This is a genomic window from Streptomyces sp. NPDC021562 (assembly GCF_040640875.1).
GTDB lineage: Bacteria > Actinomycetota > Actinomycetes > Streptomycetales > Streptomycetaceae > Streptomyces.
On the sequence record NZ_JBFACN010000015.1, the window covers coordinates 96,315 to 120,675 of the forward strand.

General features: G+C 73.1%; 24 protein-coding genes. 19 read left to right on the forward strand and 5 right to left on the reverse strand.

The window, feature by feature from the left end:
* The first annotated feature begins 48 nt into the window (after nt 1-48).
* The 8 genes from AB0G52_RS23890 to AB0G52_RS23925 all read left to right on the forward strand — a co-directional run bounded on the left by AB0G52_RS23890 (nt 49) and on the right by AB0G52_RS23925 (nt 8,609).
* Complete coding sequence (locus tag AB0G52_RS23890; protein ID WP_361338398.1) at nt 49-1,125, forward strand: nitronate monooxygenase; 1,077 nt, start codon at nt 49-51, stop codon at nt 1,123-1,125.
* Nucleotides 1,122-1,880, forward strand: coding sequence for a 16S rRNA (uracil(1498)-N(3))-methyltransferase (locus AB0G52_RS23895; protein ID WP_132886722.1), 759 nt, complete (start codon nt 1,122-1,124; stop codon nt 1,878-1,880). The genes AB0G52_RS23890 and AB0G52_RS23895 overlap by 4 nt, the downstream gene beginning before the upstream one ends.
* Nucleotides 1,881-1,929: 49 nt before the next feature.
* The gene (locus AB0G52_RS23900) at nt 1,930-2,322 is read left to right on the forward strand and encodes a VOC family protein (RefSeq protein WP_132886721.1); all 393 of its coding nucleotides are present in this window, start codon (nt 1,930-1,932) and stop codon (nt 2,320-2,322) included.
* Between the two features lie 76 nt (nt 2,323-2,398).
* Nucleotides 2,399-2,962: a hypothetical protein gene (locus AB0G52_RS23905; protein WP_361338401.1), complete on the forward strand. Its 564-nt coding sequence runs from the start codon at nt 2,399-2,401 to the stop codon at nt 2,960-2,962.
* A 46-nt stretch (nt 2,963-3,008) separates the two neighbouring features.
* On the forward strand, nt 3,009-6,218 hold the full coding sequence (locus AB0G52_RS23910) for a S41 family peptidase (RefSeq protein ID WP_361338403.1): 3,210 nt from the start codon (nt 3,009-3,011) through the stop codon (nt 6,216-6,218).
* Nucleotides 6,219-6,318: 100 nt separating this feature from the next.
* On the forward strand, nt 6,319-6,672 hold the full coding sequence (locus AB0G52_RS23915) for a histidine triad nucleotide-binding protein (protein ID WP_132886719.1): 354 nt from the start codon (nt 6,319-6,321) through the stop codon (nt 6,670-6,672).
* A 6-nt stretch (nt 6,673-6,678) separates the two neighbouring features.
* Nucleotides 6,679-7,584, forward strand: coding sequence for a ribonuclease Z (locus AB0G52_RS23920; RefSeq protein ID WP_361338405.1), 906 nt, complete (start codon nt 6,679-6,681; stop codon nt 7,582-7,584).
* A 20-nt stretch (nt 7,585-7,604) separates the two neighbouring features.
* Complete coding sequence (locus tag AB0G52_RS23925) at nt 7,605-8,609, forward strand: adenosine deaminase (RefSeq protein WP_165939239.1); 1,005 nt, start codon at nt 7,605-7,607, stop codon at nt 8,607-8,609.
* Here the strand turns inward: AB0G52_RS23925 and AB0G52_RS23930 are convergent.
* Nucleotides 8,606-9,796: an MFS transporter gene (locus AB0G52_RS23930; RefSeq protein ID WP_132886716.1), complete on the reverse strand. Its 1,191-nt coding sequence runs from the start codon at nt 9,794-9,796 to the stop codon at nt 8,606-8,608. The two genes, AB0G52_RS23925 and AB0G52_RS23930, sit on opposite strands and share 4 nt — an antisense overlap.
* A gap of 262 nt (nt 9,797-10,058) precedes the next feature.
* Nucleotides 10,059-10,835 (reverse strand): IclR family transcriptional regulator, encoded by a 777-nt coding sequence (locus AB0G52_RS23935; protein WP_132886715.1) that lies wholly within the window; start codon nt 10,833-10,835, stop codon nt 10,059-10,061.
* A 107-nt stretch (nt 10,836-10,942) separates the two neighbouring features.
* Between AB0G52_RS23935 and AB0G52_RS23940 the strand changes: the two genes are divergently transcribed.
* From AB0G52_RS23940 to AB0G52_RS23950, 3 genes are all read left to right on the forward strand, one after another.
* A complete protein-coding gene (locus tag AB0G52_RS23940; RefSeq protein WP_132886714.1) occupies nt 10,943-11,884 on the forward strand; it encodes a 5-dehydro-4-deoxyglucarate dehydratase in 942 nt (313 codons plus the stop codon).
* On the forward strand, nt 11,881-13,170 hold the full coding sequence (locus AB0G52_RS23945) for a glucarate dehydratase family protein (RefSeq protein ID WP_132886713.1): 1,290 nt from the start codon (nt 11,881-11,883) through the stop codon (nt 13,168-13,170). The genes AB0G52_RS23940 and AB0G52_RS23945 overlap by 4 nt, the downstream gene beginning before the upstream one ends.
* A gap of 203 nt (nt 13,171-13,373) precedes the next feature.
* Entirely contained in the window at nt 13,374-14,453 is a 1,080-nt protein-coding gene (locus tag AB0G52_RS23950) for a PfkB family carbohydrate kinase (protein ID WP_361338635.1), read from the forward strand.
* Between the two features lie 132 nt (nt 14,454-14,585).
* Here the strand turns inward: AB0G52_RS23950 and AB0G52_RS23955 are convergent, their stop codons facing one another.
* Entirely contained in the window at nt 14,586-15,275 is a 690-nt protein-coding gene (locus AB0G52_RS23955) for an FAD binding domain-containing protein (protein WP_361338409.1), read from the reverse strand.
* 231 nt (nt 15,276-15,506) lie between these two features.
* Here AB0G52_RS23955 and AB0G52_RS23960 point away from each other — a divergent pair, with 231 nt between their 5' ends.
* The 8 genes from AB0G52_RS23960 (at nt 15,507) to AB0G52_RS23995 (ending at nt 22,711) form a co-directional block, all read left to right on the forward strand.
* The gene (locus tag AB0G52_RS23960; protein ID WP_132886710.1) at nt 15,507-16,574 is read left to right on the forward strand and encodes a PhoH family protein; all 1,068 of its coding nucleotides are present in this window, start codon (nt 15,507-15,509) and stop codon (nt 16,572-16,574) included.
* A gap of 14 nt (nt 16,575-16,588) precedes the next feature.
* Entirely contained in the window at nt 16,589-17,086 is a 498-nt protein-coding gene (ybeY, locus tag AB0G52_RS23965) for an rRNA maturation RNase YbeY (protein WP_132886709.1), read from the forward strand.
* A 22-nt stretch (nt 17,087-17,108) separates the two neighbouring features.
* Nucleotides 17,109-18,413 carry a hemolysin family protein gene (locus AB0G52_RS23970; protein ID WP_132886708.1) on the forward strand — a complete coding sequence of 435 codons (1,305 nt, stop codon included), beginning with the start codon at nt 17,109-17,111 and terminating at the stop codon, nt 18,411-18,413.
* Entirely contained in the window at nt 18,410-18,769 is a 360-nt protein-coding gene (locus tag AB0G52_RS23975; protein ID WP_132886707.1) for an MmcQ/YjbR family DNA-binding protein, read from the forward strand. The genes AB0G52_RS23970 and AB0G52_RS23975 overlap by 4 nt, the downstream gene beginning before the upstream one ends.
* Before the next feature lie 76 nt (nt 18,770-18,845).
* The gene (locus AB0G52_RS23980) at nt 18,846-19,196 is read left to right on the forward strand and encodes a cytidine deaminase (RefSeq protein ID WP_132886706.1); all 351 of its coding nucleotides are present in this window, start codon (nt 18,846-18,848) and stop codon (nt 19,194-19,196) included.
* Nucleotides 19,197-19,585: 389 nt separating this feature from the next.
* Nucleotides 19,586-20,053: a hypothetical protein gene (locus tag AB0G52_RS23985; RefSeq protein ID WP_132886705.1), complete on the forward strand. Its 468-nt coding sequence runs from the start codon at nt 19,586-19,588 to the stop codon at nt 20,051-20,053.
* A gap of 154 nt (nt 20,054-20,207) precedes the next feature.
* The gene (locus AB0G52_RS23990; RefSeq protein ID WP_361338413.1) at nt 20,208-21,542 is read left to right on the forward strand and encodes a beta-xylosidase; all 1,335 of its coding nucleotides are present in this window, start codon (nt 20,208-20,210) and stop codon (nt 21,540-21,542) included.
* Nucleotides 21,543-21,640: 98 nt separating this feature from the next.
* On the forward strand, nt 21,641-22,711 hold the full coding sequence (locus AB0G52_RS23995) for a DUF916 domain-containing protein (RefSeq protein ID WP_132886704.1): 1,071 nt from the start codon (nt 21,641-21,643) through the stop codon (nt 22,709-22,711).
* Here the strand turns inward: AB0G52_RS23995 and AB0G52_RS24000 are convergent.
* Together AB0G52_RS24000 and AB0G52_RS24005 are read right to left on the reverse strand one after the other, a co-directional pair.
* Nucleotides 22,605-22,943: a P-II family nitrogen regulator gene (locus AB0G52_RS24000; RefSeq protein WP_046729838.1), complete on the reverse strand. Its 339-nt coding sequence runs from the start codon at nt 22,941-22,943 to the stop codon at nt 22,605-22,607. The genes AB0G52_RS23995 and AB0G52_RS24000 overlap by 107 nt on opposite strands.
* The gene (locus tag AB0G52_RS24005) at nt 22,940-24,250 is read right to left on the reverse strand and encodes an ammonium transporter (RefSeq protein WP_361338638.1); all 1,311 of its coding nucleotides are present in this window, start codon (nt 24,248-24,250) and stop codon (nt 22,940-22,942) included. Before AB0G52_RS24005 ends, AB0G52_RS24000 begins: the two co-directional genes overlap by 4 nt.
* Between the last annotated feature and the right edge of the window lie 111 nt (nt 24,251-24,361).

Consider the following 24,361-nt stretch of genomic DNA (forward strand, 5'->3'; position numbering starts at 1 on the left):
TCCGGCGGCCGATTCGGTCTTGTCCGGAGGACGTGACAACATGCCGTCATGTCCTCCGCACTGACCGATCTCTGCCGCTTTCCGATCGTGCAGGCCCCCATGGCGGGCGGGGCCTCGGGTCCGCAGCTCGCCGCCGCCGTGTCCGAGGCGGGCGGACTGGGGTTCCTGGCCGCCGGGTACAAGACCGCCGACGGGATGTACCAGGAGATCAAGCAACTGCGGGGACTGACCGGCCGCCCCTTCGGCGTGAACCTCTTCATGCCGCAGCCGGAGTACGCGGAGTCCGGGGCCGTGGACCTCTACGCGCACCAGCTGGCCGGTGAGGCCGCCTGGTACCGGACCGAGCTCGGTGACCCGGACAGCGGCCGGGACGACGGGTACGACGCGAAACTCGCCGTCCTCCTCGACAACCCGGTGGCCGTGGCCTCCTTCCACTTCGGCGTGCCGAGCCGGGAGGCCCTGGACGCGCTGCGCCGGGCCGGCACCTTCACCCTCGTCACCGCGACCACGGCCGAGGAGGCCCTCGCCGTCGAGCGGGCCGGCGCGGACGCGGTGATCGCCCAGGGCATCGAGGCCGGCGGCCACCAGGGCACCCACCGGGACGTCCCCGAGAACGACGGCTCCGGGATCGGGCTGCTCGCGCTGGTCGCCCAGATCCGGGAGACCGTGGGCCTGCCCGTGGTCGCCGCGGGCGGGATCATGCGCGGCAGCCAGATCGCGGCCGTGCTCGCGGCGGGCGCGAGCGCCGCCCAGCTGGGCACGGCCTTCCTGGCCACCCCCGAGTCCGGCGCCCCCGACGTGCACAAGCGGGTGCTGACCGACCCGCTGTTCACGCGCACCGAGCTGACCCGGGCGTTCTCCGGGCGGCCCGCCCGCGGCCTGGTCAACCGTTTCCTGCGGGAGCACGGCCCGTACGCGCCCGCCGCCTACCCGGAGGTCCACCACCTCACCGCCCCGCTGCGCAAGGCCGCCGCCCGCGCCGGGGACGCGCAGGGCATGGCGCTGTGGGCGGGGCAGGGCCACCGGCTGGCCCGGGAGCTGCCGGCCGGCCGGCTCGTGGAGACCCTCGCCGAGGAACTCGCGGCCGCGTCGACAGCGTTGTCGACCAAGAAGGAGGGGCGATGACAGCGCCCGTGTTCGTCGTCGAACGGTTCCCCGTGGACTCCGCTCGGGGCGGCGGCCCGTACGTCCTGGACGGCCCCGAGGGGCGGCACGCGGTCTCCGTGAAGCGGCTGGAGGCCGGCGAGGAGGTCGTGCTCACCGACGGCGCCGGACGCCACGCCGTCTGCGAGGTGATCGCCGCCGAGGGCAAGGACCGGCTCGTGGTGCGCCTGGGCGCGGTGACCGAGGAACCCGCGCCCGCGCCCCGGATCACCGTGGTGCAGGCGCTGCCCAAGGGCGACCGCGGGGAGGTCGCCGTGGAGACCATGACCGAGGTCGGCGTCGACGCGATCGTGCCCTGGCAGGCCGCCCGGTGCATCACCCAGTGGAAGGGCGACCGGGGGCTCAGGTCGCTCGCCAAGTGGCGGGCGACCGCCCGCGAGGCCGGCAAGCAGTCCCGGCGGGTGCGCTTCCCCGAGGTCGCGGACACGGCGACCACCAAGCAGGTCGCGGCGCTGCTCGCCGGCGCCGCCCTCGGCGCCGTGCTGCACTCCGACTTCGAGCACGACAGTGCGCCGCTCGCCACCGCCGAACTGCCCGCCGAGGGCGAGATCGTGCTGGTCGTCGGGCCCGAAGGGGGCGTGGCCCGGGACGAGTTGGCGCTGTTCGAGGAGGCGGGTGCGCGGGCGTACACCCTGGGGCCTACGGTGATGCGTACGTCGACCGCCGGCACCGCGGCCGCGGCCCTGCTGCTGGGCCGCACCGGCCGGTGGTCCTGACCGCACGCCAGCCGTACCGCACCCGCACCACCTCCTGGGGGAACGCGCCGTGGAACTCGCCCAAGTCCGGCTCCTGGTCACCGACTTCGCCGCCTGCTACCGCTTCTACTCCGACGTGCTCGGGCTGAAGCCGCAGTCGGGGGCGAGCGAGGGGCCGTACGAGAAGTTCAGTCCGCACGCCGGGTCCGCGGGGATCGCCCTGCAGGACCGGGCGATGATGGCCGAGATACTGGGCGAACTGGGGGACGCGGCGACCGGGCACCGTTCGCTGGTGGTGCTGCGCGTCGACGACCTCGACGCCTACTGCGAGCAGATCACCGGACGCGGTGCGGTCCTGGTGCACGGGCCTGCGCCGATGACGCAGCGGATGCGGGTCGCCCACCTGAAGGACCCGGAGGGGAACCTGGTGGAGCTCCAGGAGTGGCTGCTGCTGCGCACCTGAAGGGTGACGGTCCCGAACACGTGAGTGGCCGTAAGCCCCCTACCGCCACGGCCGGGACGGTGGCAGGCTGCCCTCCATGGGGGCATTGAGGCGGATTTGGCGCCGGCCGGGCGGCAGCAGGGCGGCGGCCGCGGCGGGGCTCGCGGTGGTCGCCGTCGGCGTCCTGGCGGGCTGCCGGCCGAGCGACCTGAACACCGCGACCGTCGCGTACACCACCGACCAGACGGCCACCGCCGAGCTGAAACGGCAGCACGTCGACGTCAGTTGGCTCACCTGCACCGGCAGCTACGGCACGGCCGGCACGTCCGGCTCGTCGGCGCGGACGCCCTCGGCGACCGAGACCACCGTCGTCTCCGTCGACTGCAAGGGCAGGACCAAGGACGGGCGGGCGATCACCGTCACCGGCCGGGTCACCAAGGCGGTCAGCGGTGCCTGTGTGCGCGGCGACCTCGTCGCGAAGGTCGGCGGCAAGGAGTGGTTCCGGGTGAACGGCCTCGGAAACTGCGACGCCACGCCCGGCCCCGGGTACAGCACCTACCGGCCCCCCACCTACGGGCAGCGGCCCGGCCCCACCGTGACCGTGACGAGGACGATCTGGTGTCAGGGGGACCCCACGTGCTGGCCCGTGCAGGGCAAGTGATCGAAATCGGCCGCGGCGGGCGGGCCCGGGTGCATAGGCTGAGCGGGTGACTCAGGGTGCAGCGACAGGACCGCGGTCCTACCTCCGGTTTCCCCACGTCCACGGTGAACTGATCGCCTTCACCGCCGAGGACGACGTGTGGCTCGCGCCCCTCGACGGCGGCCGGGCCTGGCGGGTCAGCGCCGACAACGTGCCGGTGACCGTGCCGCGCGTCTCGCCCGACGGCACCACGGTCGCCTGGACGTCCACCCGCGACGGCGCCCCCGAGATCCACATCGCTCCCGTCGACGGCGGCCCCTCGACCCGCCTGACCCACTGGGGGAGTTCCCGGACCCAGGTGCGCGGCTGGACCGGCGACGGACGGGTCCTCGCGATCACCACCTACGGTCAGTCCAGCCTCCGGCGCAGCTGGGCCCACGCGGTCCCGCTCGACGGCGGACCGTCCACCGTCCTTCCGTACGGCCCGGTCGGGCACGTGGCCCACGGGCCCGCCACGGTGCTGCTGTCCGCGCCGATGGGCCGCGAGGCGGCCTGGTGGAAGCGGTACCGGGGCGGTACGGCGGGGAAGCTGTGGATCGACCGGGAGGGCGACGGCGAGTTCGTCCGGCTGCACGCCGAACTCGACGGGAACCTGGAGTGCCCCGAATGGGTCGGCGACCGGATCGCGTTCCTCTCCGACCACGAGGGCACCGGGGCGCTGTACTCCTCCCTGGCCGACGGCTCCGACCTGCGCAGGCACACTCCCCTCGACGGCTTCTACGCCCGGCACGCGGCGAGCGACGGCACCCGCGTCGTCTACGCCTCGGCCGGTGAACTCTGGCTCCTGGACGACCTGGAGGGCGCCGAGCCGCGCCCGCTGGACGTCCGGCTCGGCGGGCAGCGGGTGGACCGGCAGCCGTACCCGGTCGACGCGGCCCGCTGGTTCGGTGCCGCCTCGCCCGACCACACCGCGCGCGGCAGCGCCGTCCTGGTGCGCGGCGGCGTGCACTGGGTGACCCACCGGTCCGGTCCGGCGCGCGCCCTCGCCGCCCGGCCCGGGGTGCGGGCCCGGCTGCCCGTCACCTTCCGCGTGGACACGGAGGAATGGGTGGTGTGGGTGACGGACGCCGAGGGCGAGGACGCCCTGGAGTTCGCGCCCGCCACCGGCCCGGCCCCCGGCTCCACCCCGCGCCGGCTCGCCGGCGGACAGCTCGGCCGGGTCCTGGACCTCGCCGTCGCCCCCGACGGCGGCCGGGTCGCGGTCGCCGCGCACGACGGGCGGCTGCTCCTCGTCGAACGTGAGACGGGCGAGGTCCGCGAGGTCGACCGCAGCGAGGACGGCGACGTGTCCGGGCTGGCGTTCTCCCCCGACTCCGGCTGGCTCGCCTGGTCCCACCCCGGCGCGGGCGGGCTGTGCCAGCTGCGCATCGCCCACACCACCGACCTGACCGTCACCGAGGCCACCCCGCTGCGGTTCCGCGACTACGACCCCGTCTTCACCCGCGACGGCAAACACCTCGCCTTCCTCTCCACCCGCTCCTTCGACCCGGTCTACGACGAGCACGTCTTCGACCTGGCCTTCGTGGTCGGCGACCGCCCGCACCTGATCACCCTCGCGGCCACCACCCCCTCGCCGTTCGGCCCGCAGCGCCACGGCCGCCCCTTCGAGACCCCCGACAAGGACGAGACCCCGGACGCCGAGGGCACCCCCGTCACCCGGATCGACCTGGAGGGCCTCGCCGACCGGATCGTGCCGTTCCCGGTGGAGGCAGGCCGCTACTCCGGGCTGCGCGCCGCCAAGGACGGCGTGCTGTGGCTGCGTCACCCGGTGCGCGGTGTCCTCGGCGCCTCCCGCGCCCACCCCGAGGACCCGGCGCCCAGGACCGAGCTGGAGCGCTACGACCTCGCCCAGCAGCGCATCGAGTACCTCGCCTCCGACGCCGACCGCTTCGAGGTCAGCGGCGACGGCAAACGCGTCCTGCTCCGGGCCGACGGCAAGCTCAGGGTCGTACCCAGCGACCGCCGCGCCTCGGGCGACGACGACAGCGACACCAACATCACCGTCGACCTGACCCGGATCCGGGCGAGCGTCGACCCGGCCGCCGAGTGGCGGCAGATGTTCGACGAGACCGGCCGCATCATGCGCGACCAGTTCTGGCGGTCCGACCTCGGCGGCGTCGACTGGGCCGGCGTCCTCGACCGCTACCGTCCGCTCGTCGACCGGTGCGCCACCCACGACGACCTGGTGGACCTGCTGTGGGAGGTGCAGGGCGAACTCGGCACCTCGCACGCCTACGTCACCCCGCGCGGCGGCTACGGCGGCGGCGCCCGCCAGGGCCTGCTCGGCGCCGACATCTCCCGGCACGAGGACGGCAGCTGGCGCATCGACCGGATCCTGCCCACCGAGACCTCCGACCCCGGCGCCCGTTCCCCGCTGGCGGCACCCGGCGCCGCGGTGCGCCCCGGCGACGCGGTCGTGGCCGTCGCCGGCCGCCCCGTCGACCCGGTGACCGGCCCCGGCCCGCTCCTCGTCGGCACCGCGGGCAAGGCGATCGAACTGACCGTGTCCCCGGCCGGCGGCGGCGACCTGCGCCACCCCGTGGTCGTACCCGTCTCCGACGAGGAGCCGCTGCGCTACCACGCCTGGGTCGCCGACCGCCGCGCCCACGTCCACGCCTCGTCCGACGGCCGCCTCGGCTATCTCCACGTCCCCGACATGCAGGCGCCCGGCTGGGCCCAGATCCACCGCGACCTGAGCGTGGAGATGGCCCGCGAGGGCATCGTCGTGGACGTCCGCGAGAACCGCGGCGGGCACACCTCGCAGCTCGTGGTGGAGAAACTGGCCCGCCGCATCGTCGGCTGGGACCTGCCGCGCGGCATGCGGCCGTTCAGCTATCCGAAGGACGCGCCCCGGGGACCGGTGGTCGTCGTCGCCAACGAGTTCTCCGGCTCGGACGGCGACATCGTCAACGCGGCGATCAAGGCCCTGGGGATCGGCCCGGTGGTCGGCACCCGCACCTGGGGCGGCGTCATCGGCATCGACAGCCGCTACCGCCTGGTCGACGGCACCCTGGTCACCCAGCCGAAGTACGCGTTCTGGCTGGAGGGTTACGGCTGGGGAGTGGAGAACCACGGCGTCGACCCGGACGTGGAGGTCGTCCAGACCCCCCAGGACTGGGCCGCGGGCCGGGACCCCCAACTGGACGAGGCCGTCCGGCTCGCACTGGAGGCACTGGAGAACAGTCCCGCGAAAACGCCGCCGGTGCTGCCGACGTAAGGAGCGCGGGGCACGCCGCGACAAGCCCCCGCCGCACCCGCACCCGACGACGATACGATGCCCCGGAAAACCGAAACCGATCACCGGGCGAGGAGAAGACATGCCAGGGGAACCCCAGGACGACTGCCTCTTCTGCAAGATCGTCGCGGGCCACGTCCCCGCGACGATCGTCCGGGAGACCGACACCACCGTCGCCTTCCGGGACATCAACCCCCAGGCCCCCACCCACGTCCTGGTGATCCCCAAGGTCCACTACAAGAACGCGGCCGAACTCGCCGAAGGCGAACCGGCGATCGCCGCCGACATACTGCGCGAGGCCCAGGCCGTCGCCGACGACGAGAAGCTGGACAGCTACCGCATCGTCTTCAACACCGGCAGCGGCGCGGGCCAGACCGTCTGGCACACCCACGCCCACGTCCTCGGCGGCCGCGGCCTGCAGTGGCCGCCCGGATAGGTCACCGTGTCCGTACGTGAACTGGTGGTCCTCGGCACGGCCAGCCAGGTGCCCACCCGGCACCGCAACCACAACGGCTACCTGCTGCGCTGGGACGGCGAGGGCATCCTCTTCGACCCCGGCGAGGGCACCCAGCGGCAGATGCTGCGCGCCGGGGTCGCCGCCCACGACCTGAACCGGATCTGCGTCACCCACTTCCACGGCGACCACTGCCTCGGCCTCGCCGGGGTCGTCCAGCGCATCAACCTCGACCGGGTCCCGCACCCGGTCACCGCCCACTACCCGCGCTCCGGGCAGCGCTTCTTCGACCGCCTCCGCTACGCCACCGCCTACCGGGAGACCGTCGGCGTCACCGAGGTCCCGGTCGACGCGGACGGCGACCTCGCGGTCACCCGGTCCTACCGGCTCGAGGCCCGCCGGCTCTCCCACCCCGTCGAGTCCTACGGCTACCGGCTCACCGAACCCGACGGCCTGCGCATGCTGCCCGAACGGCTCGCCGCGCACGGCGTCACCGGCCCCGACGTGGGCCGGCTCCAGCGTGCGGGCGTCCTCGGGGACGTCACGATCGACCAGGTCAGCGAGGTGCGGCGGGGCCAGCGGTTCGCGTTCGTCATGGACACCCGGCTCTGCGAGGGCGTGCACGCCCTCGCAGAGGGCTGCGACCTGCTCGTCATCGAGTCGACCTTCCTCGACGAGGACGCCGAACTCGCTGCGGAACACGGCCACCTGACGGCCGGACAGGCGGCGGCCGTCGCCCGCGACGCGGGCGTGCGTCACCTGGTCCTGACCCACTTCAGCCAGCGGTACCCCGACCCCGAGGAGTTCGGACGGCAGGCACGGGCCGCCGGCTACGACGGCGAGCTGACCGTCGCCCACGACCTGCTCCGAGTGCCGGTCCCGAAGCGCAGGTGAAACCGCCGTACGATGCGTTGATGCCCCTCCCGAAAGCAGAACTGCACCTCCACATCGAAGGCACCCTGGAGCCCGAGCTGGCGTTCATGCTGGCCGCGCGCAACGGCGTCGAGCTGCCGTACCCGGACACCGAAGCGCTGCGCAAGGCGTACCAGTTCGAGGACCTGCAGTCCTTCCTGAACCTGTACTACGAGCTGATGGCCGTCCTGCGCACCGAGCAGGACTTCGACGACCTCGCCGACGCGTACCTCTCGCGGGCCGCCGCGCAGGGCGTGCGGCACGCGGAGATCTTCTTCGACCCGCAGGCGCACCTCGCCCGCGGGGTGGCCATGAACACGGTCGTGGAGGGCCTGTGGCGGGCGCTCGGCCGGAGCGTCCACAGCCACGGCATCTCCACCCGCCTCATCATGTGCTTCCTGCGCGACGACACCGCCGAGTCGGCGATGGCGACGCTGGAGGCCGCGAAGCCGTACCTGGACCGGATCACCGGTGTCGGGCTGGACTCCGCCGAGGTCGGGCACCCGCCGGTCAAGTTCCGCGAGGTGTACGAGGCGGCCGCCGCACTCGGGCTGCGGCGGGTGGCCCACGCCGGTGAGGAGGGCCCGCCCGAGTACATCACCGAGGCGCTGGACCTGCTCGGCGTGGAGCGCGTCGACCACGGGCTGCGCTGCATGGAGGACCCTCAGCTGGTGGAGCGGCTGGTGCGGGAGCGGATCCCGCTGACGCTGTGCCCGCTGTCGAACGTCCGGCTGCGCGCGGTCGACCGGCTCGCCGACCATCCCCTTCCGGCCATGATCGAGGCCGGGCTGCTGTGCACGGTCAACTCCGACGACCCGGCGTACTTCGGCGGGTACGTCGCCGACAACTACCACGCGGTGCGCGACACCCTGGGCCTGTCCCGGGAGCAGATGCGGGAACTGGCCCGCAACTCCTTCCTCGCGTCCTTCCTGGACGACGACGAGGAACTGCGGGCCCGCTACCTCGCCGAGGTGGAGGCCTACGAGTTCGGTGCCGGTCCGGCCTAGGCCGCCACGTCCAGCCGTACCGTCGTCTCGTCGACGTCGGTGAGCGCCGGGCCGGTCGTGACGGTGGTGGTCCTGCGGCGCAGCGCCACCGCCGTCAGCGGTACCGCGACCGCGAGCAGGCCCACCGCCAGGACCGTCCCCATCGCCGGGAAACCCGCCCGCGCGGCCAGCAGGCTGCCGGTCATCGGGCCGACGGCCGTGCCCAGCGACGACGCCGACCCGACCAGCACCGCCCAGCGGCCCCGCGGGTCCAGGGCGGCGGCCAGGCCGATGACGTACGACAGGACGACCGGGTAGAGCAGGTTCCAGGCGATCTCGCCGGACGCGAACGTCGTCAGGTCGCCGGCGGACGCGCTGAGCGCGATACAGCCCGCGATCAGCACCGTGCCGAGCCCGATCGGCAGGGCCTGGCCGAGCCGCGGGCCGAGCACGCCCGCGCCGACCACGCCCAGCAGGCCGAAGCCGAGCGCCACGGCGAACACCGCGCCGACGGTCGCCTCGCTCAGGTGCGCCTGGCTCAGGCCGATCCGGCCGCTCACCCCCCACAGCGAGTTCTGGGCGGCGGACCAGCAGGGCATCGCGGCGGCCAGCAGCAGGCCGGAGCGCAGGTGGGGCAGGCGCGGGCCGGCGGTGACGGCGACGGCCTTGGCGGTACGGGGGGTCAGCCGTGCGGTGAGCGGCCAGACCGCGAGCGCGGTGAGCGCGATCGCGGCGAGGGGCTGCGCGTGGCCCGGGCCGAGGTGCGGGACCGTCAGGTAGACGGCGCCGGCGAGGGCGGACACGGCGAGCAGGCCGAGGGTGGTGACGCGGTGCGGGTCCCTCTGGGCGGCGATTCCGGTGGCCGCGACCGCGGTGACCGTGCCGGAGCCGAAGCCGCCGACGACCGCGCCGGCCACGACCGCCGGGAGGTGGGTGGTGAGGGCCGCGCCGCCGTAGCCGAGGACCGCGAGGAGCAGGCCGGCGCGGGCGAGCGTACGGGGGCCGAAGCGGTCCACGCGGGAGGCGAGCAGGAAGCCGGCCGCCGCGGAACTCAGCAGCAGGGCGCTGCCGATCGCACCGGCCTCGGTGGGGGTGAGAGGGAGGCCGGAGTCGAGTCTGCCGACGGTGGTCGGCAGGAGGTACGGGGCGAGGTACCCGGCCGTGAACAGGGCGACGAGGGGCCAGGGGGTGGTGCGGGGGGCGGACACGGGCGTTCCCAGGGCATGCGAAAGGTGCGGTTCGACAAGGGGGTTGGGCGCAGGCCGTCGAGGGACAGGAACGCGCGGGCAATTTGTATCAAGCGCGGGGGGATCGAAGAAGCGCGGGGGGTGTGATGTGGGTCATGTTCGGTTTCGGGGGCGGGGTGGGGGGTAGCAGCGCCGCGCGCCGTGGGGGAGCGGTGTGCCGGCGGGTGCGGTCCGGTGGTGGTTGCTCGCGCAGTTCCTCGCGCCCCCTGAGGGGCGCTTTTTGCTAACGCCAGTCGACTGTGCCGGCTGGTGTCGCCGATTCGATCCGGCTCCGGATCTCGCGCATCACCTCGATGATGCGGGCCTCGTGTTCCGGGGTCAGGCGGGCCACCGGTACCGAGCAGCTGACGGCGTCCTGGGCCGGGGTGTCGTAGCGGAGGGCGAAGCCGAAGCCGGTGATGCCGAGGACGCCCTCCTCGCGGTCGGTCGACCAGCCGCGGGCGCGGACCTGGGCCAGGTCGGCGGCGAGGGCGGCGCGGGTCGTCCGGGTGTGGGGGGTCAGGGGCTCGTACGGGCCCTCGGGCAGCTCGCCGTCGGGGCGTTCCGCGAGGAGGGCCTTGCCCAGGGCGCCCGCGTGGGCCGGGAGGCGGCGGCCCACCCTGCTGATCGTGCGCAGGTACTCGTGGGACTCCCGGGTCGCCAGGTAGACCACGTTCGGGCCGTCCAGGCGGCCCAGGTGGATCGTCTCGCCGAGTGCCTCGGACGCCTCGTCGAGGTAGGGGCGCACGAGGCGGACGCGCGGGTCGGAGTCCAGGTAGCTGGTGCCGGTCAGCAGGGTGCGGATGCCGATGCCGTAGAGGGAGCCGGTGGCGTCGGTGCGGACCCAGCCGCGGGCGATCAGGGTCTGCAGCAGGGCGTACATCGAGCTGCGCGGGACGCCGAGTTCGTCCGCGAGTTCCTGGAGGCGGGCCGGGCGGTCGGCGCGGGCCGCGAGGAGTTCCAGCAGCTCCACCGTGCGCGCCGCGGACTTCACCTCGCGGACGCCTGCTGTCTCGGACATGTGCAGATCGTACGGGGCGGGGCCGGGGGCGCCGTTGACGAGGACTGTTCGCATACCTAGTCTCTGTCTTCATACGTAGATGCCATCCAGGTGGGGAGACGGGTTCGATGGGCGGACAGCCGGAGAGCACGGTGCGCAGACTGCGGGACGGGATGGCGGACGGGGTGCTGTCGTTCCCGCTCACCTCCTTCCACCCCGACGGGTCACTCGACGTCGAGGGGTTCAGGACGTACGTCGCCGGTCAGCTGGCCGCCGGGCCCGGGGCCCTCTTCCCGGCCTGCGGCACCGGGGAGTTCTTCTCGCTGGCCGAGGACGAGTACCGGCAGGTCGTGGCGGTGGCGGTCGAGGAGGCCGGCGGGCGGGTGCCGGTGGTCGCGGGCGTGGGGTACGGCTGGGCGCAGGCCGCCCGGTTCGCGCGCGTCGCCGAGGAGGCGGGCGCCGACGCCCTGCTCGTGCTGCCGCACTACCTCGTCGCGGCCCCCCAGGACGGACTGGTCGCGCAGCTGGAGCAGCTCGCCGCCCGCACCTCGCTGCCGCTCATCGCCTACCAGCGCGGCCAGGTCGCCTACACGGCCGCCTCGTTGGCGCGGATCGCCCGGATCCCCGGCGTCGTCGGGCTCAAGGACGGGCACAGCGACCTCGACCGGCTCCAGCGGCTCACCCTCGCCGCCCCCGACGGCTTCCTGTTCTTCAACGGCGCCGCCACCGCCGAGATCCAGGCCCGCGCCTACGCCACCGTCGGCGTCCCCGCCTACTCCTCCGCCGTGCACGCCTTCGCCCCGGAGATCGCCGACGCGTTCTTCGCCGCCCTGCGCGGCGGCGACCACGACACGGTCGACAAGCTGCTGCGCGACTTCTACGTGCCGCTCGTCGAACTCCGCGACCGCGTCCCCGGGTACGCCGTGTCCCTCGTCAAGGCGGCGGCCCGGCTGCGCGGCCGCCCCGTGGGACCGGTGCGCGCCCCGCTCACCGACCCCTCGCCCGCCGACCTCGCCGCCCTGCGGACCCTGCTCACCGCCGGACTCGACCTCGTAGGAGCGTCCCTGTGAACCTCACGATCACCGACGTCCGCCTGACGCCGATCCTGATCGCCGACCCGCCGCTGCTGAACACGCAGGGCGTCCACCAGCCGTACACGCCCCGCCTGATCGTGGAGGTGGAGACCGCCGACGGGGTGGTCGGCGTCGGCGAGACCTACGGCGACACCAAGTACCTCGAATTGGCCCGGCCGTTCGCCGAGCGGCTGCGCGGGCGCCCGGTCAGTGACCTGAACGGGCTGTTCACCCTCGCCGACGAGGTCGCCGTGGACGCGGCCCGGGTCTCCGCACAGGTCGACGTCGGCGGGCTGCGCGGCGTGCAGACCGCCGACAAACTGCGGCTGTCCGTGGTCTCCGGCTTCGAGGTGGCCTGCCTGGACGCCCTCGGCAAGGCGCTCGGACTGCCCGTGCACGCGCTGCTCGGCGGCAAGGTGCGCGACTCGGTCGAGTACAGCGCGTACCTGTTCTACAAGTGGGCCGCGCATCCCGAGGGGGTGCCCGCCGAGACCGACGACTGGGGTGCCGCGCTCGACCCGGCCGGGGTGGTGGCACAGGCCCGCCGCTTCACCGAGCGCCACGGCTTCACCTCCTTCAAGCTCAAGGGCGGGGTCTTCCCGCCCGACGAGGAGATCGCGGCCGTACGGGCGCTCGCCGAGGCGTTCCCCGGCCACCCGCTGCGCCTCGACCCCAACGGCGCCTGGTCGGTCGAGACCTCGCTGAAGGTCGCGAAGGAACTCGGGGACGTCCTCGAGTACCTGGAGGACCCGGCGCTCGGCACCCCGGCGATGGCCGAGGTGGCCGCGGCCACGGACATCCCGCTGGCCACCAACATGTGCGTGACCACGTTCGGGGAGATCCAGGAGGCGTTCACCAGGGGCGCCGTCCAGGTCGTCCTCTCCGACCACCACTACTGGGGCGGGCTGCGCAACACCCAGCACCTCGCCGCCGTCTGCCGGACCTTCGGCGTCGGCGTCTCCATGCACTCCAACACCCACCTCGGGATCAGCCTCGCCGCCATGACCCACGTGGCCGCGACCGTCCCCGACCTCCACCACGCCTGCGACTCCCACTACCCCTGGCAGACCGAGGACGTCCTCACCGAACGGCTCACCTTCGACGCCGGCCGGGTCACCGTCCCCGACGCGCCCGGCCTGGGCGTCGAACTCGACCACGTCGAGGTACGACGGCTGCACCAGCGGTGGCTCGACGACGACGGGGCGCTGCGCGACCGCGACGACGCGGCGGCGATGCGGGTGGCCGAACCCGGGTGGACGACACCCGCCGTGCCCCGCTGGTAGCGGCGCGGGCCGCGGTGCCCGACCGGGCGGTCGTACGACGCAAGCGGCCGCCGCTCCCCTGGCATGGTGCACACTGGCCGGATCCGCACCACGTCAGGGAGCGCACCGTGACCGCGTCCAACGCGTTCGCCGGAGAGGAACCGGAGTACCTCGACGACGACAGGGGAGCAACGACACCGCACTGCGCCGCGCAGGTCGACCCGCTGGCCGGGCTGCGCGCGCCGGGCGATCCGCCCTGGGACGTCTACCTCACCGGCACCGTCTTCCTCGACATCATCTTCACCGGCCTCGCCTCCGCCCCCGTCCGGGGCACCGAGTCCTGGGCCCGGGGCATGGGCTCCAGCCCCGGCGGCATCGCCAACATGGCCACCGCCCTCGCCCGCCTCGGCCTGAAGACCTCCCTCGCGGCGGCCTTCGGCGACGACCACTACGGCGAGTACTGCTGGGACACGCTCGCGCGGGGCGAGGGCATCGACCTCTCCCCGTCCCGCACCGTGCCCGGCTGGCACTCGCCGGTGACCGTCTCCATGGCGTACGAGGGGGAGCGGACCATGGTCTCGCACGGGCACGAACCGCCCGCCGACACCCTGTTCCGCCAGCAGAACGCGCCCGGCCACCCCGCGCACGCGCGCGCCGCCGTGGCCTCCCTCACGCCCGGCACACGCAACCCGTGGATCGCCCGCGCCGCCGCCGAGGGCACCCTGATCTTCGGTGACGTCGGCTGGGACGACACCGGGGCCTGGGACCTGGCGAACCTCGCCGACCTGGAGTACTGCGAGGCGTTCCTGCCGAACGCGGAGGAGGCCATGCGGTACACCGGCGCCGACTGCCCGCGCGCCGCCGCGCACGCCCTCGCCGCGCACGTGCCGCTCGCGGTCGTCACCCTCGGCGGGGAGGGGGCGTACGCGGTCGACGGGCGTACCGGCGAGTCCGCCGAGGTCCCCGCGATCGCCGTGGAGGCCCTCGACCCGACGGGCGCGGGCGACGTCTTCGTCGCCGGGTTCGTCACCGGCACGCTCGCGAACTGGCCCCTCGCGGACCGCCTCGCCTTCGCGGGGCTCACGGCGGCGCTGTCCGTCCAGGAGTTCGGCGGCTCCCTGTCGGCGCCGGGCTGGTCGGAGATCGGGGCGTGGTGGCGCGAGGTCCAGTCGGTGGAGGGCCAGGATCCGGCGGCGCTGCGCCGCTACGCGTTCCTGGAGGGCCTGGTACCGGACGAGGACCAGGTGAGGCCGTGGCCCCTGCGCCGAGCGGTACCGACGATCGGGTTCGGCAGGGCGGGGTGAGCGGGGGCGGGCACCGGAGTGAAACGTGCCCCTTTAGGGGCGCTGGGGGTACCCCCGGCCGAAGGCTGGGGGAGGAACTGCGCGATCGGCCCCCACCGGCCCGCAGCCGACTGACGACCGCACCGCCCCCACCTACACTCCGGCCACCCTCGCGACCTGCTCCCGCACCAGCCCCCGTACCCCCTCCGACACCCCCGACAACTCCCCGGCGAACAGTTCCTCCACCCCGCCCCCGTCGGCCCCCGCACTCCCCCCGCTCACCGCGTACCCCTCCCGCACCGCCACCCGCAGCACACCCTCCGCGTCCACCGCCACCGCCACGATGCTCGGCACCTCACCCCCCGCCGGATCCGGCACCTTCGCGTACACCCCCGCCACCGGCTCCCGCCAGCGCAGCGCCAGCAGCACCGGCGACTTCGCCGCCACCTCCGCCGCCTCCACCTCGAACACCCCGTCCGCGGTGAGCACGTCGGCCCGCGCGTCCAGCACCATCGCCGCCGGCAGCAGGTCCCGCAGGCTGGACCCGGCGATGTTCCCGCCCACCGTCGCCGCCCGGCGCACCGCCCCCGTGCCGACGCCCCTCGCCGCCAGCCGCAGCACCTCGGGCACCCGGTCGTCCACCTGGCCCAGCAGCACCGCGCCGCCCAGCACCCCGTCCCCGGCCGCCGTCGCCTCCGGCACCTTCCGCAGGGACACCGCACGGGCCGGGAAGCCGTCCCGCAGCCACGCGGCCCACACGAGGGTCGCACCGCCGACCGGTACCGCCCCCTCCGCCAGGCACTCCCGGGCCTCGGACACCGACGTGGGCAGACACAGCTGCACGGCTCCCTCTTTCTGAACCCCGAAGGACGCTGTCAGGACATACGGACGACCGTTCGGATTCTGCCCGGGCCCACCGGAGCGCATCCAGGGCTCACCGCGGCAACGGGGGCGCCCTTCCCGGTGAAAAGGCCTACGGCGTTGTCCGTCCCGCGTCGTAGGCTTGATACCGCGAGGCCGCCCTCAGCTACGCGGCCGTGATGAGGAGGAACCGCAGGCCTTAAGCGCCGGCCCATGACTCAGACACCCACAGCTCACACCCCCGCGCAGCCGCAGGCCCGAGCTCAGTTCGAGGTTCCCGCCCAGCACCCCATGGTCACCGTGCTGGGATCCGGCGACTCCCTGCTGCGCGTGATCGAGACGGCCTTCCCGGCGGCCGACATACACGTCCGGGGCAACGAGATCAGCGCGGTCGGCGAGGCGCACGAAGTCGCCCTCGTCCAGCGCCTGTTCGACGAGATGATGCTGGTGCTCCGCACCGGGCAGCCGATGACGGAGGACGCAGTGGAACGCTCGATCGCCATGCTGCGGGCGAGTGAGAACGGGGAGGGCGCGGAGGAGACCCCCGCCCAGGTTCTGACGCAGAACATCCTGTCCTCGCGCGGCCGCACCATCCGCCCCAAGACCCTCAACCAGAAGCGGTACGTCGACGCGATCGACAAGCACACGATCGTCTTCGGCATCGGCCCCGCCGGTACCGGCAAGACGTACCTGGCCATGGCGAAGGCGGTGCAGGCCCTGCAGTCCAAGCAGGTCAACCGCATCATCCTGACCCGGCCCGCGGTGGAGGCGGGGGAGCGGCTCGGCTTCCTGCCGGGCACGCTCTACGAGAAGATCGACCCGTACCTGCGCCCGCTCTACGACGCGCTGCACGACATGCTCGACCCGGACTCGATCCCGCGCCTGATGGCGGCCGGGACCATCGAGGTGGCGCCGCTCGCCTACATGCGCGGCCGCACCCTCAACGACGCCTTCATCATTCTCGACGAGGCCCAGAACACCTCGCCCGAGCAGATGAAGATGTTCCTGACCCGCCTCGGCTTCGACTCGAAGATCGTGATCACGGGTGACGTCACCCAGGTCGACCTGCCGAACGGCACCAAGTCCGGTCTGCGCCAGGTCCAGGACATCCTGGAGGGGCTGGACGACGTCCACTTCTCCCGCCTCACGTCCCACGATGTCGTACGGCACAAGCTGGTGGGCCGTATCGTCGACGCGTACGAGAAGTACGACAGCAAGCACGGCACGGAGAACGGCACGCACCCCGGCGGCCGCTCGAAGGCCGGGCACAAGGGGAAGTAGACAAGCACCGCGCCATGTCGATCGACGTCAACAACGAGTCCGGAACCGAGGTCGACGAGCAGGCGATCCTCGACATCGCCCGCTACGCACTCGCACGGATGCGCATCCACCCGCTCTCCGAGCTCTCGGTGATCGTCGTGGACGCCGACGCCATGGAGCAGCTGCACATCCAGTGGATGGACCTGCCGGGTCCGACCGACGTGATGTCGTTCCCGATGGACGAGCTGCGTCCGCCGTCGAAGGACGACGACGAGCCGCCGCAGGGGTTGCTCGGCGACATCGTGCTCTGCCCGGAGGTCGCCGCCAAGCAGGGGGCCGAGGCCGAGACGCAGCACTCCATGGACGAGGAGCTCCAGCTGCTCACCGTCCACGGGGTGCTGCACCTGCTGGGCTACGACCACGAGGAGCCCGACGAGAAGGCCGAGATGTTCGGTCTGCAGGCGGCCATCGTGGACGGCTGGCGCGCGGAGCAGGGCCTGACCGGCCCGTCCCCGGCGCCGACCGTCTCCTGACCGGGGGCCGGGTCGTATCCGTATGAGTCCGCAGATCGTCGTCGGAGCGATCGCGCTGGTCGTCGTCGCGTGGCTGGCCGCCTGCGCGGAGGCCGGCATCGCCCGCGTCTCCAGCTTCCGCGCCGAGGAGGCGGTGAAGTCCGGGCGGCGCGGCAGCGCCAGGCTCGCCCAGGTCGCCGCCGACCCCACCCGCTACCTCAACGTGGCCCTGCTGGTCCGGGTCGCCTGCGAGATGGCGGCGGCGGCCCTCGTCACCTACGCGTGCCTCCAGGAGATCCCGGCGACCTGGCAGGCGCTGCTCGCCGCGATCGGCGTGATGGTCCTGGTGTCGTACGTCGCCGTCGGCGTCTCGCCGCGCACCATCGGCCGCCAGCACCCGCTGAACACGGCCACGGCCGCCGCGTACGTGCTGCTGCCGCTGGCCAGGATCATGGGCCCGATCCCGTATCTCCTCATCCTCCTCGGCAACGCGCTCACCCCCGGCAAGGGGTTCCGGCGCGGCCCGTTCGCCTCCGAGGCCGAACTGCGGGCGCTGGTCGACCTCGCCGAGAAGGAGTCGCTGATCGAGGACGAGGAGCGCCGGATGGTGCACTCGGTCTTCGAACTGGGCGACACCCTGGTGCGGGAGGTCATGGTGCCGCGCACCGACCTCGTCGTCATCGAGCGGTACAAGACCATCCGGCAGGCCCTCACCCTCGCCCTCAGGTCCGGTTTCTCGCGGATTCCCGTCACCGGGGAGAGCGAGGACGACATCGTCGGGATGGTGTACCTGAAGGACCTGGTCCGCAAGACGCACATCAGCCGGGACGCCGAGTCCGACCTGGTCTCCACCGCCATGCGGCCCGCGTTCTTCGTGCCCGACACCAAGAACGCCGGCGACCTGCTGCGCGAGATGCAGAAGGAACGCAACCACGTCGCCGTCGTCATCGACGAGTACGGCGGCACGGCCGGGATCGTCACCATCGAGGACATCCTGGAGGAGATCGTCGGCGAGATCACCGACGAGTACGACCGGGAGCTCCCGCCCGTCACCGACCTCGGCGACGACCGGTACCGGGTCACCGCCCGCCTCGACATCACCGACCTCGGTGAGCTGTACGGCCTCGACGAGTACGACGACGAGGACGTGGAGACCGTCGGCGGGCTGCTCGCCAAGGCGCTCGGCCGGGTGCCCATCGCCGGTGCCTCCGCCGTGGTCGAACTCCCCGACGGACGCAAGCTGGCGCTGACCGCCGAGTCGGCCGCCGGCCGCCGGAACAAGATCGTGACGGTGCTGGTGGAGCCGGTGCCGGCCGCCGGCGAACCGGAGGGGGACGCGGTCGAGTGACCCCGGACCAGCTGCGCGCCCACTGCCTGTCCTTCAACGCGGCCGAGGAGGACTTCCCCTTCAACCCGGACATCTCCGTGTTCAAGGTGCTCGGCAAGATGTTCGCGTTGAGCTGGATCGACGCGAAGCCCCTCAAGGTCAACCTCAAGTGCGACCCCGAGGACGCGGTACGGCTGCGCGCCGACCACGCGGGACTGATCACCCCCGGCTACCACATGAACAAACGGCACTGGAACACCGTGACCGTGGACGGCGGGCTTCCCGACCGGCTGGTGAGGGAGCTGATCGAGGACTCGTACGACCTCGTCGTGGCCGGGCTGCCGAGGGCCGAGCGGCTGCGCCTCGACCGGCCCTGAGACCGGGTCCGGCCCCGGTCCGGTGCGGGGCGGTCCGGGTTGACCGGGTCAAGCGTGGGCTTCGTATGCTCGGGGCATGACCGACAGCAACGCGCTTGACCCCGAGGACCGCAAGATCGTCACCCTGGCCCGCTCGGCCCGGGCCCGCAACGGGGTGCCCGAGGGGGCGGCGGTACGGGACTCCACGGGCCGTACGTATGTGGCGGGGACCGTGGAGCTGCCCTCGCTGAAGCTGAGCGCGCTGCGGACGGCGGTGGCGATGGCGGTGGCGTCCGGGGCGGAGTCGCTGGAGGCGGCGGCGATCGTCTCGGGGGGCGAGGAAGTCGACGCGGAGGACCTGGCGGCGGTGCGGGATCTCGGGGGACCGGGCACGCCGGTGCTGCTGGCGGGGGCCGACGGGCAGGTTCGGCTCACCGTCCCCGCCTAGTTTCTGACTCCGTCGGGGAAGGGGCGGGGCTTCGCTGACTCGGGTGGGATCCGGTGCGCGGTCGGCTGCGGGTGGGTGGGGGCCGCTCGCGCAGTTCCCCGCGCCCCTGAGGTGGGACCAGTCAGGCCCCGCCAGGGGCGCGGGGAACTGCGCGCTCAGCCCCCGCCCCCCTTCGGCCGCCCCCTGCGGAAAGGTCGGCCGGAATTCAACCTTGTCGGTCCCGGGCTCGGGGGCGTCAATGGGGACCGTACGTTCCGACGGGCCGTCAGATCTGGGCGTGGCGTCGGACAGGACCTCCCGCGGTGTGCCCGCATCCACCCGAATCGGGGGCGTCACCATCCCCACATGGCATTCCCATGCACCGTGCACCGGGAAGGGAGCACTGCCCCATGAAACGAATCACCACAGGTGCGGCACTCGCGGCGGGAGCACTCGCCGCCACGGCACTGGCGTTCGCGCCCTCGGCCGCCGCCGTCACCCCGACCACCGCGACCGTCACCGCCAGCTGCGGCATCTTCGGCGGCGGCACGGCCACCCTCACCGCGACCCAGACCGGCACCGCGGCCACCCTCACGCTCACCTCCAGCGCGATCACCACCCCGCTCGCCCTGTCGGCGAACTCCATCGCCTCCACCCTCACGATGTCCAACTCCACCGGCGCCAACCGGGTCTTCAGCGGCACCGTGAACCCGGCCATGGCGGCCGGCTCCCCGGTCACCGTCGGCCCGCTGCCGGGCACCGTGGCCCCCGGTGACAGCCTGGACTTCCACGGCGGCTCGCTGAAGATGGTCATCTTCGGCATCACCGTCACCTGTACGTCGAGCGCGGCCCAGTCACCCGGGCCGTTCGTGTTCTGAGCCCGCTGACGGGTTCGTTCCGGATGCCGCAGAAGCTGATGAACCGTCAGTTTTCTGCGGCATCTCCATTGACTTCTCACGCGCCCTCCACATCAATGGCCCCCTGTCGGCGCAGAGGAGCCGCTGCGCCCGCAACCCTCAGGAGGGGGCATAGATGGGTTCACCCCCAGGATCACGAAGATCCCGACGGTGGCGCTGGATCTCACTGTTCGGGGCGACCGCGCTCGCGGTCACGGCGGGCGGCGCGCTGGCCTGCCCGGCCGGTGCCGCCGGGACGAACGTCGACTTCGCCACGCACTGCATCCCGCCCGCCGTCGCGGGCCTCCCGCCGATCGACGGCACCACCACCGCCGCCGTCTCGGTGGACAACGCCGCCCCGAAGGTCGGCGACACGGTCACCGTGACCTACACCGTGGTCACGCCCGCCGCCAACAACCCCACCGCCCTCGCCCTGCCGGCCGACATCATGACGCCGACCGGGAAGGTGACCCTGGGCGGCGCGCAGACGGGTGACGTGACGGTGACCGGTCCGAAGAAGAACGACCCGGTGCCCGGCTACGGGACCTTCCCGTCGTTCTCGATGACCGGCACGTTCACCGTGACCTCGCCGGGCGCCATCACGCTCTCGCCCGGCGACTACAACATCCACACCAGCTACATCCTGGAGCTGGACACCCCGTGCACGGTCACCAACCCGCCCGCCCCGGTGTCCCAGACCGTCACGGCGACCTCCTCCACCCCGGTCAACAACCGTGCCATCAGCCTCGGTTCGGCCTCCGGGAACCCCGGTGACAGCGTGACCGTCAGCGGGCAGAACTTCACCCCGGGCGCCACCGTGACGCTCGCCGGGCGGTCCGGCGCACAGCAGACCGCGGACACGGCGACCGCCACCGCGGGCAGCGACGGCAGCTTCAGCGCCCCCCTCGTCGTCAACGACAAGACGACGACCGGGATCGTGGCGTACGAGGGCAGTGCGTGGAGCGACGCCCTGGGGGCCGGACCGGCCGCCTACGTCGTGAAGGACACCACCCCCGTGCCGCCCGGCAGCCAGAAACTGACCACCACCGTCAAGGCGGGGACCCTCTCCATGTCCCAGGCCGGGGACTCCGTCGCGCTGTCGGCGGTCGACTTCGGTCAGGGCGGGGCGTCCACGGGCGCGCTGCAGACCGTCACCGTCAAGGACTTCCGCGGCGGACCGGCCGGCTGGTCGCTCACCGGCAAGGTCACCGACTTCACCGGTCCCGGCGCCAAGATCGACGCCGGGAGACTCAGCTGGACGCCCGCCTGCGCGACCAAGGCGGGCAGCCCCAGCACCTGCGCGGCCGGTTCGGCCGGCACCGTCGGCAGTTCCGGAGCGACCCTCGCGTCGACCCCGGACGGCACGCTCACCGGCGGACAGTTCACGGTCGACGCCGGACTCTCCCTGGACGTACCGGCGTTCACGCCTCCGGGGTCGTACTCCGGAGTCCTCACCCTGACGCTCACCTGAGCCGACTCCACCCCGTGGTGGCCGGGCGCGCACCCGGCCGGCCGCCACCCGACCGCGCACAGCCGTCGTCGACCGCTTCCGACCGGGGGTCCGCACCCATGCGTCGTCGCGCCCAGCCGTACGTCCTCCTCCTGAGCCTGCTCCTCGGCGTCCTGTGCACGGCGCCCGACGCGCGCGCCGCCGACAACGGCAGCTGGTCCGTCTACCCGGTCGCCTCGAAGATCGCCGCGCGGCCCTACTTCTACCTCTCCCTCGATCCCGGGCAGACCCTCACCGACAAGGTGGCCGTCGCCAACAAGACCGGCAGGCCGCTGACCTTCCGGCTGTACGCGGCCGACGCCTACAACACCGCCCGCGACGGTGGCTTCGCCGTCCGCACGGTGACCGAGAGGATGCGCGGGGTGGGGGCCTGGGCGAAGCTCTCCAGGGCCCGGGTCACCGTGCCCCCGCACCGGACGGTGACGGTCCCCTTCACGCTGCGGGTGCCGCAGGGGGCCGAACCCGGCGACCACCCGGGGGCGATCGTGGCCCTGGACGAGCACGTCGACCCCGGCGCGGGCGCCCTGGCGCTCGGCGTGCAGCGGGCCGTCGGCGCCCGGGTCTACCTGCGGGTGAGCGGCCCGACGCTGCCCGCCGTCGCCGTCGAGAACCTGCACGTCAGTCATCACCAGCCGCTCGTCCCCGGCCTCGGCGACAGCACCGCCACCGTCACCTACACCCTGCACAACACCGGGAACGTCACCCTGAACCCCAAGGTCCGGCTGCGCGCGCGGGGACTGTTCGGCCGTACGCTGCTCAGCCGCACCCTCACCGGGATCCCCTCCGAACTGCTGCCGGGGGAACAGGTCCGGCTCACCGCCCACTGGCGGGACGCACCCCAGCTCGACCGGGGCGACGTGACGCTGACGGCCAGCGCGACCGGCACAGTTGAGTCGGCGAGCGCCTCGTTCCTCGCCGTGCCGTGGCTGGTGCTGGCACTGGTCTTCGTCGCCGGGGTGGCGGGCGGCATGCTGTTCGCCCGGCTGCGCCGGGGCCGCGGCCTGCCGTCGCCCGCCCGTTACCTCAGAGCGCGTCGGGGCCGCGTTCGCCCGTCCGCACCCGCACGACCGTCTCCACCGGCAGCGCCCACACCTTCCCGTCCCCGATCTTCCCCGTCTGCGCGGCCCTGACGACCGCCTCGATGACCGGCTCGGCGTCGGCGTCCTCGACGACCACCTCGATACGGACCTTGGGCACCAGGTCGACGCGGTACTCGGCGCCGCGGTACACCTCGGTGTGGCCGCGCTGCCGGCCGTACCCGCTGGCCTCGGTCACGGTCAGGCCGTGCACCCCGAGCTCCTGGAGCGCGGTCTTCACCGCGTCGAGGCGGTAGGGCTTGACGATCGCGGTGATGAGCTTCATGGCTGGGTCTTGACCTTCTGGGCGGCGGGGAGGACGGAGTGCGCGACCGGGGCGCCATGGCCCAGGACCCCGTGATCGTAAGCCGTCTCGGCGTGCACCGTAAGGTCGAGGCCGGTGTGCTCCTGCTCCTCGCTGGCCCGGAAGCCCATCGCCTTGTCGATCAGCTTGCCGATGCCGTACGTCAGGGTGAAGGCGTACGCCGCGACGGCCGCGACGGCCACCGCCTGCTTGCCGAGCTGGGCGAGCCCGCCGCCGTACAGGAGGCCCTCGGCGCCGCCGGTCATCGCCTTCTCGGCGAACAGGCCGATGAGCAGGGTGCCGATGACGCCGCCGACCAGGTGCACACCGACCACGTCGAGCGAGTCGTCGTAGTCCAGCTTGAACTTCCAGGAGACGGCGTACGAGCAGACCACGCCGGCGGCGAGGCCGACGACGAGCGCGCCGAGCAGGGAGACCGACCCGCAGGACGGGGTGATCGCCACCAGGCCGGCGACCGCGCCGGAGGCGGCGCCCAGGGTGGTGGGGTGGCCGTCGCGCTTCTGCTCGACGAAGAGCCAGCCCAGCAGGCCCGTGCAGCCGGCCGCCATGGTGTTGAGGAAGACGGCGGCGGCCAGACCGTCGGCGCCGAGCGCGCTGCCCGCGTTGAAGCCGAACCAGCCGAACCAGAGCAGGCCGGCGCCCAGGATCACCATCGGCAGGTTGTGCGGGCGCATCGCGTCCTTCTTGAACCCGAGCCGCGGACCGAGGACCAGGCACAGCGCGAGTCCGGAGGCGCCCGAGGTGATCTCGACGGGCAGCCCGCCGGCGAAGTCCAGGGCGCCCAGGCAGTGCAGGATCCAGCCGCCCGGACCCCACACCCAGTGCGCCACCGGAACGTATACGAGCACCGTCCACACCGGCACGAACACCAGCCACGCCCCGAACTTCGCCCGGTCCGCGACCGCGCCGCTGACCAGCGCGGCCGTGACGATCGCGAAGGTCAGCTGGAAGGTCGCGAAGAGCAGGGTGGGGACGGTGCCCTGGACGCTGTCCGGCCCGAGACCGCTCATGCCCGCGTGCTCCAGGCCGCCGACCAGACCCGCCCAGGCGTCGTCCCCGAACGCCAGCGCGTAGCCGCCCGCCAGCCACACCACCGTGACCAGCGCGATCGACACGAAGCTCATCATCAGCATGTTGAGGACGCTCTTGGTGCGGACCATGCCGCCGTAGAACAGGGCCAGGCCCGGGGTCATCAGCAGGACCAGGGCGGTGGCGGCGAGCAGCCAGGCGGTGTCACCGGTGTCGGCATGCGCGGCGGCGAGGTACACGGGCGTCTCCAACGTCGTGGGGGCTCGTCAGAGGGTCACCGGTTCCCGTTTCCGGTCGCGTACGGCTGTGTTTCCGTGACGTTTCGTTGCACCCGGGTTACCGAAAACTCA

Bases quoted from the DNA above. Each gene is read 5' to 3' on its own strand.
- AB0G52_RS23995 (WP_132886704.1), top strand. From the start codon at position 21,641: ATGCGTCGTCGCGCCCAGCCGTACGTCCTCCTCCTGAGCCTGCTCCTC.
- AB0G52_RS23960 (WP_132886710.1), top strand. From the start codon at position 15,507: ATGACTCAGACACCCACAGCTCACACCCCCGCGCAGCCGCAGGCCCGA.
- AB0G52_RS23915 (WP_132886719.1), top strand. From the start codon at position 6,319: ATGCCAGGGGAACCCCAGGACGACTGCCTCTTCTGCAAGATCGTCGCG.
- AB0G52_RS23970 (WP_132886708.1), top strand. From the start codon at position 17,109: ATGAGTCCGCAGATCGTCGTCGGAGCGATCGCGCTGGTCGTCGTCGCG.
- AB0G52_RS23895 (WP_132886722.1), top strand. From the start codon at position 1,122: ATGACAGCGCCCGTGTTCGTCGTCGAACGGTTCCCCGTGGACTCCGCT.
- AB0G52_RS23940 (WP_132886714.1), top strand. From the start codon at position 10,943: ATGGGCGGACAGCCGGAGAGCACGGTGCGCAGACTGCGGGACGGGATG.
- AB0G52_RS23990 (WP_361338413.1), top strand. From the start codon at position 20,208: ATGGGTTCACCCCCAGGATCACGAAGATCCCGACGGTGGCGCTGGATC.
- AB0G52_RS23925 (WP_165939239.1), top strand. From the start codon at position 7,605: ATGCCCCTCCCGAAAGCAGAACTGCACCTCCACATCGAAGGCACCCTG.
- ybeY (WP_132886709.1), top strand. From the start codon at position 16,589: ATGTCGATCGACGTCAACAACGAGTCCGGAACCGAGGTCGACGAGCAG.
- AB0G52_RS24000 (WP_046729838.1), bottom strand. From the start codon at position 22,943: ATGAAGCTCATCACCGCGATCGTCAAGCCCTACCGCCTCGACGCGGTG.
- AB0G52_RS23985 (WP_132886705.1), top strand. From the start codon at position 19,586: ATGAAACGAATCACCACAGGTGCGGCACTCGCGGCGGGAGCACTCGCC.
- AB0G52_RS23890 (WP_361338398.1), top strand. From the start codon at position 49: ATGTCCTCCGCACTGACCGATCTCTGCCGCTTTCCGATCGTGCAGGCC.
- AB0G52_RS23935 (WP_132886715.1), bottom strand. From the start codon at position 10,835: ATGTCCGAGACAGCAGGCGTCCGCGAGGTGAAGTCCGCGGCGCGCACG.
- AB0G52_RS23980 (WP_132886706.1), top strand. From the start codon at position 18,846: ATGACCGACAGCAACGCGCTTGACCCCGAGGACCGCAAGATCGTCACC.
- AB0G52_RS23905 (WP_361338401.1), top strand. From the start codon at position 2,399: ATGGGGGCATTGAGGCGGATTTGGCGCCGGCCGGGCGGCAGCAGGGCG.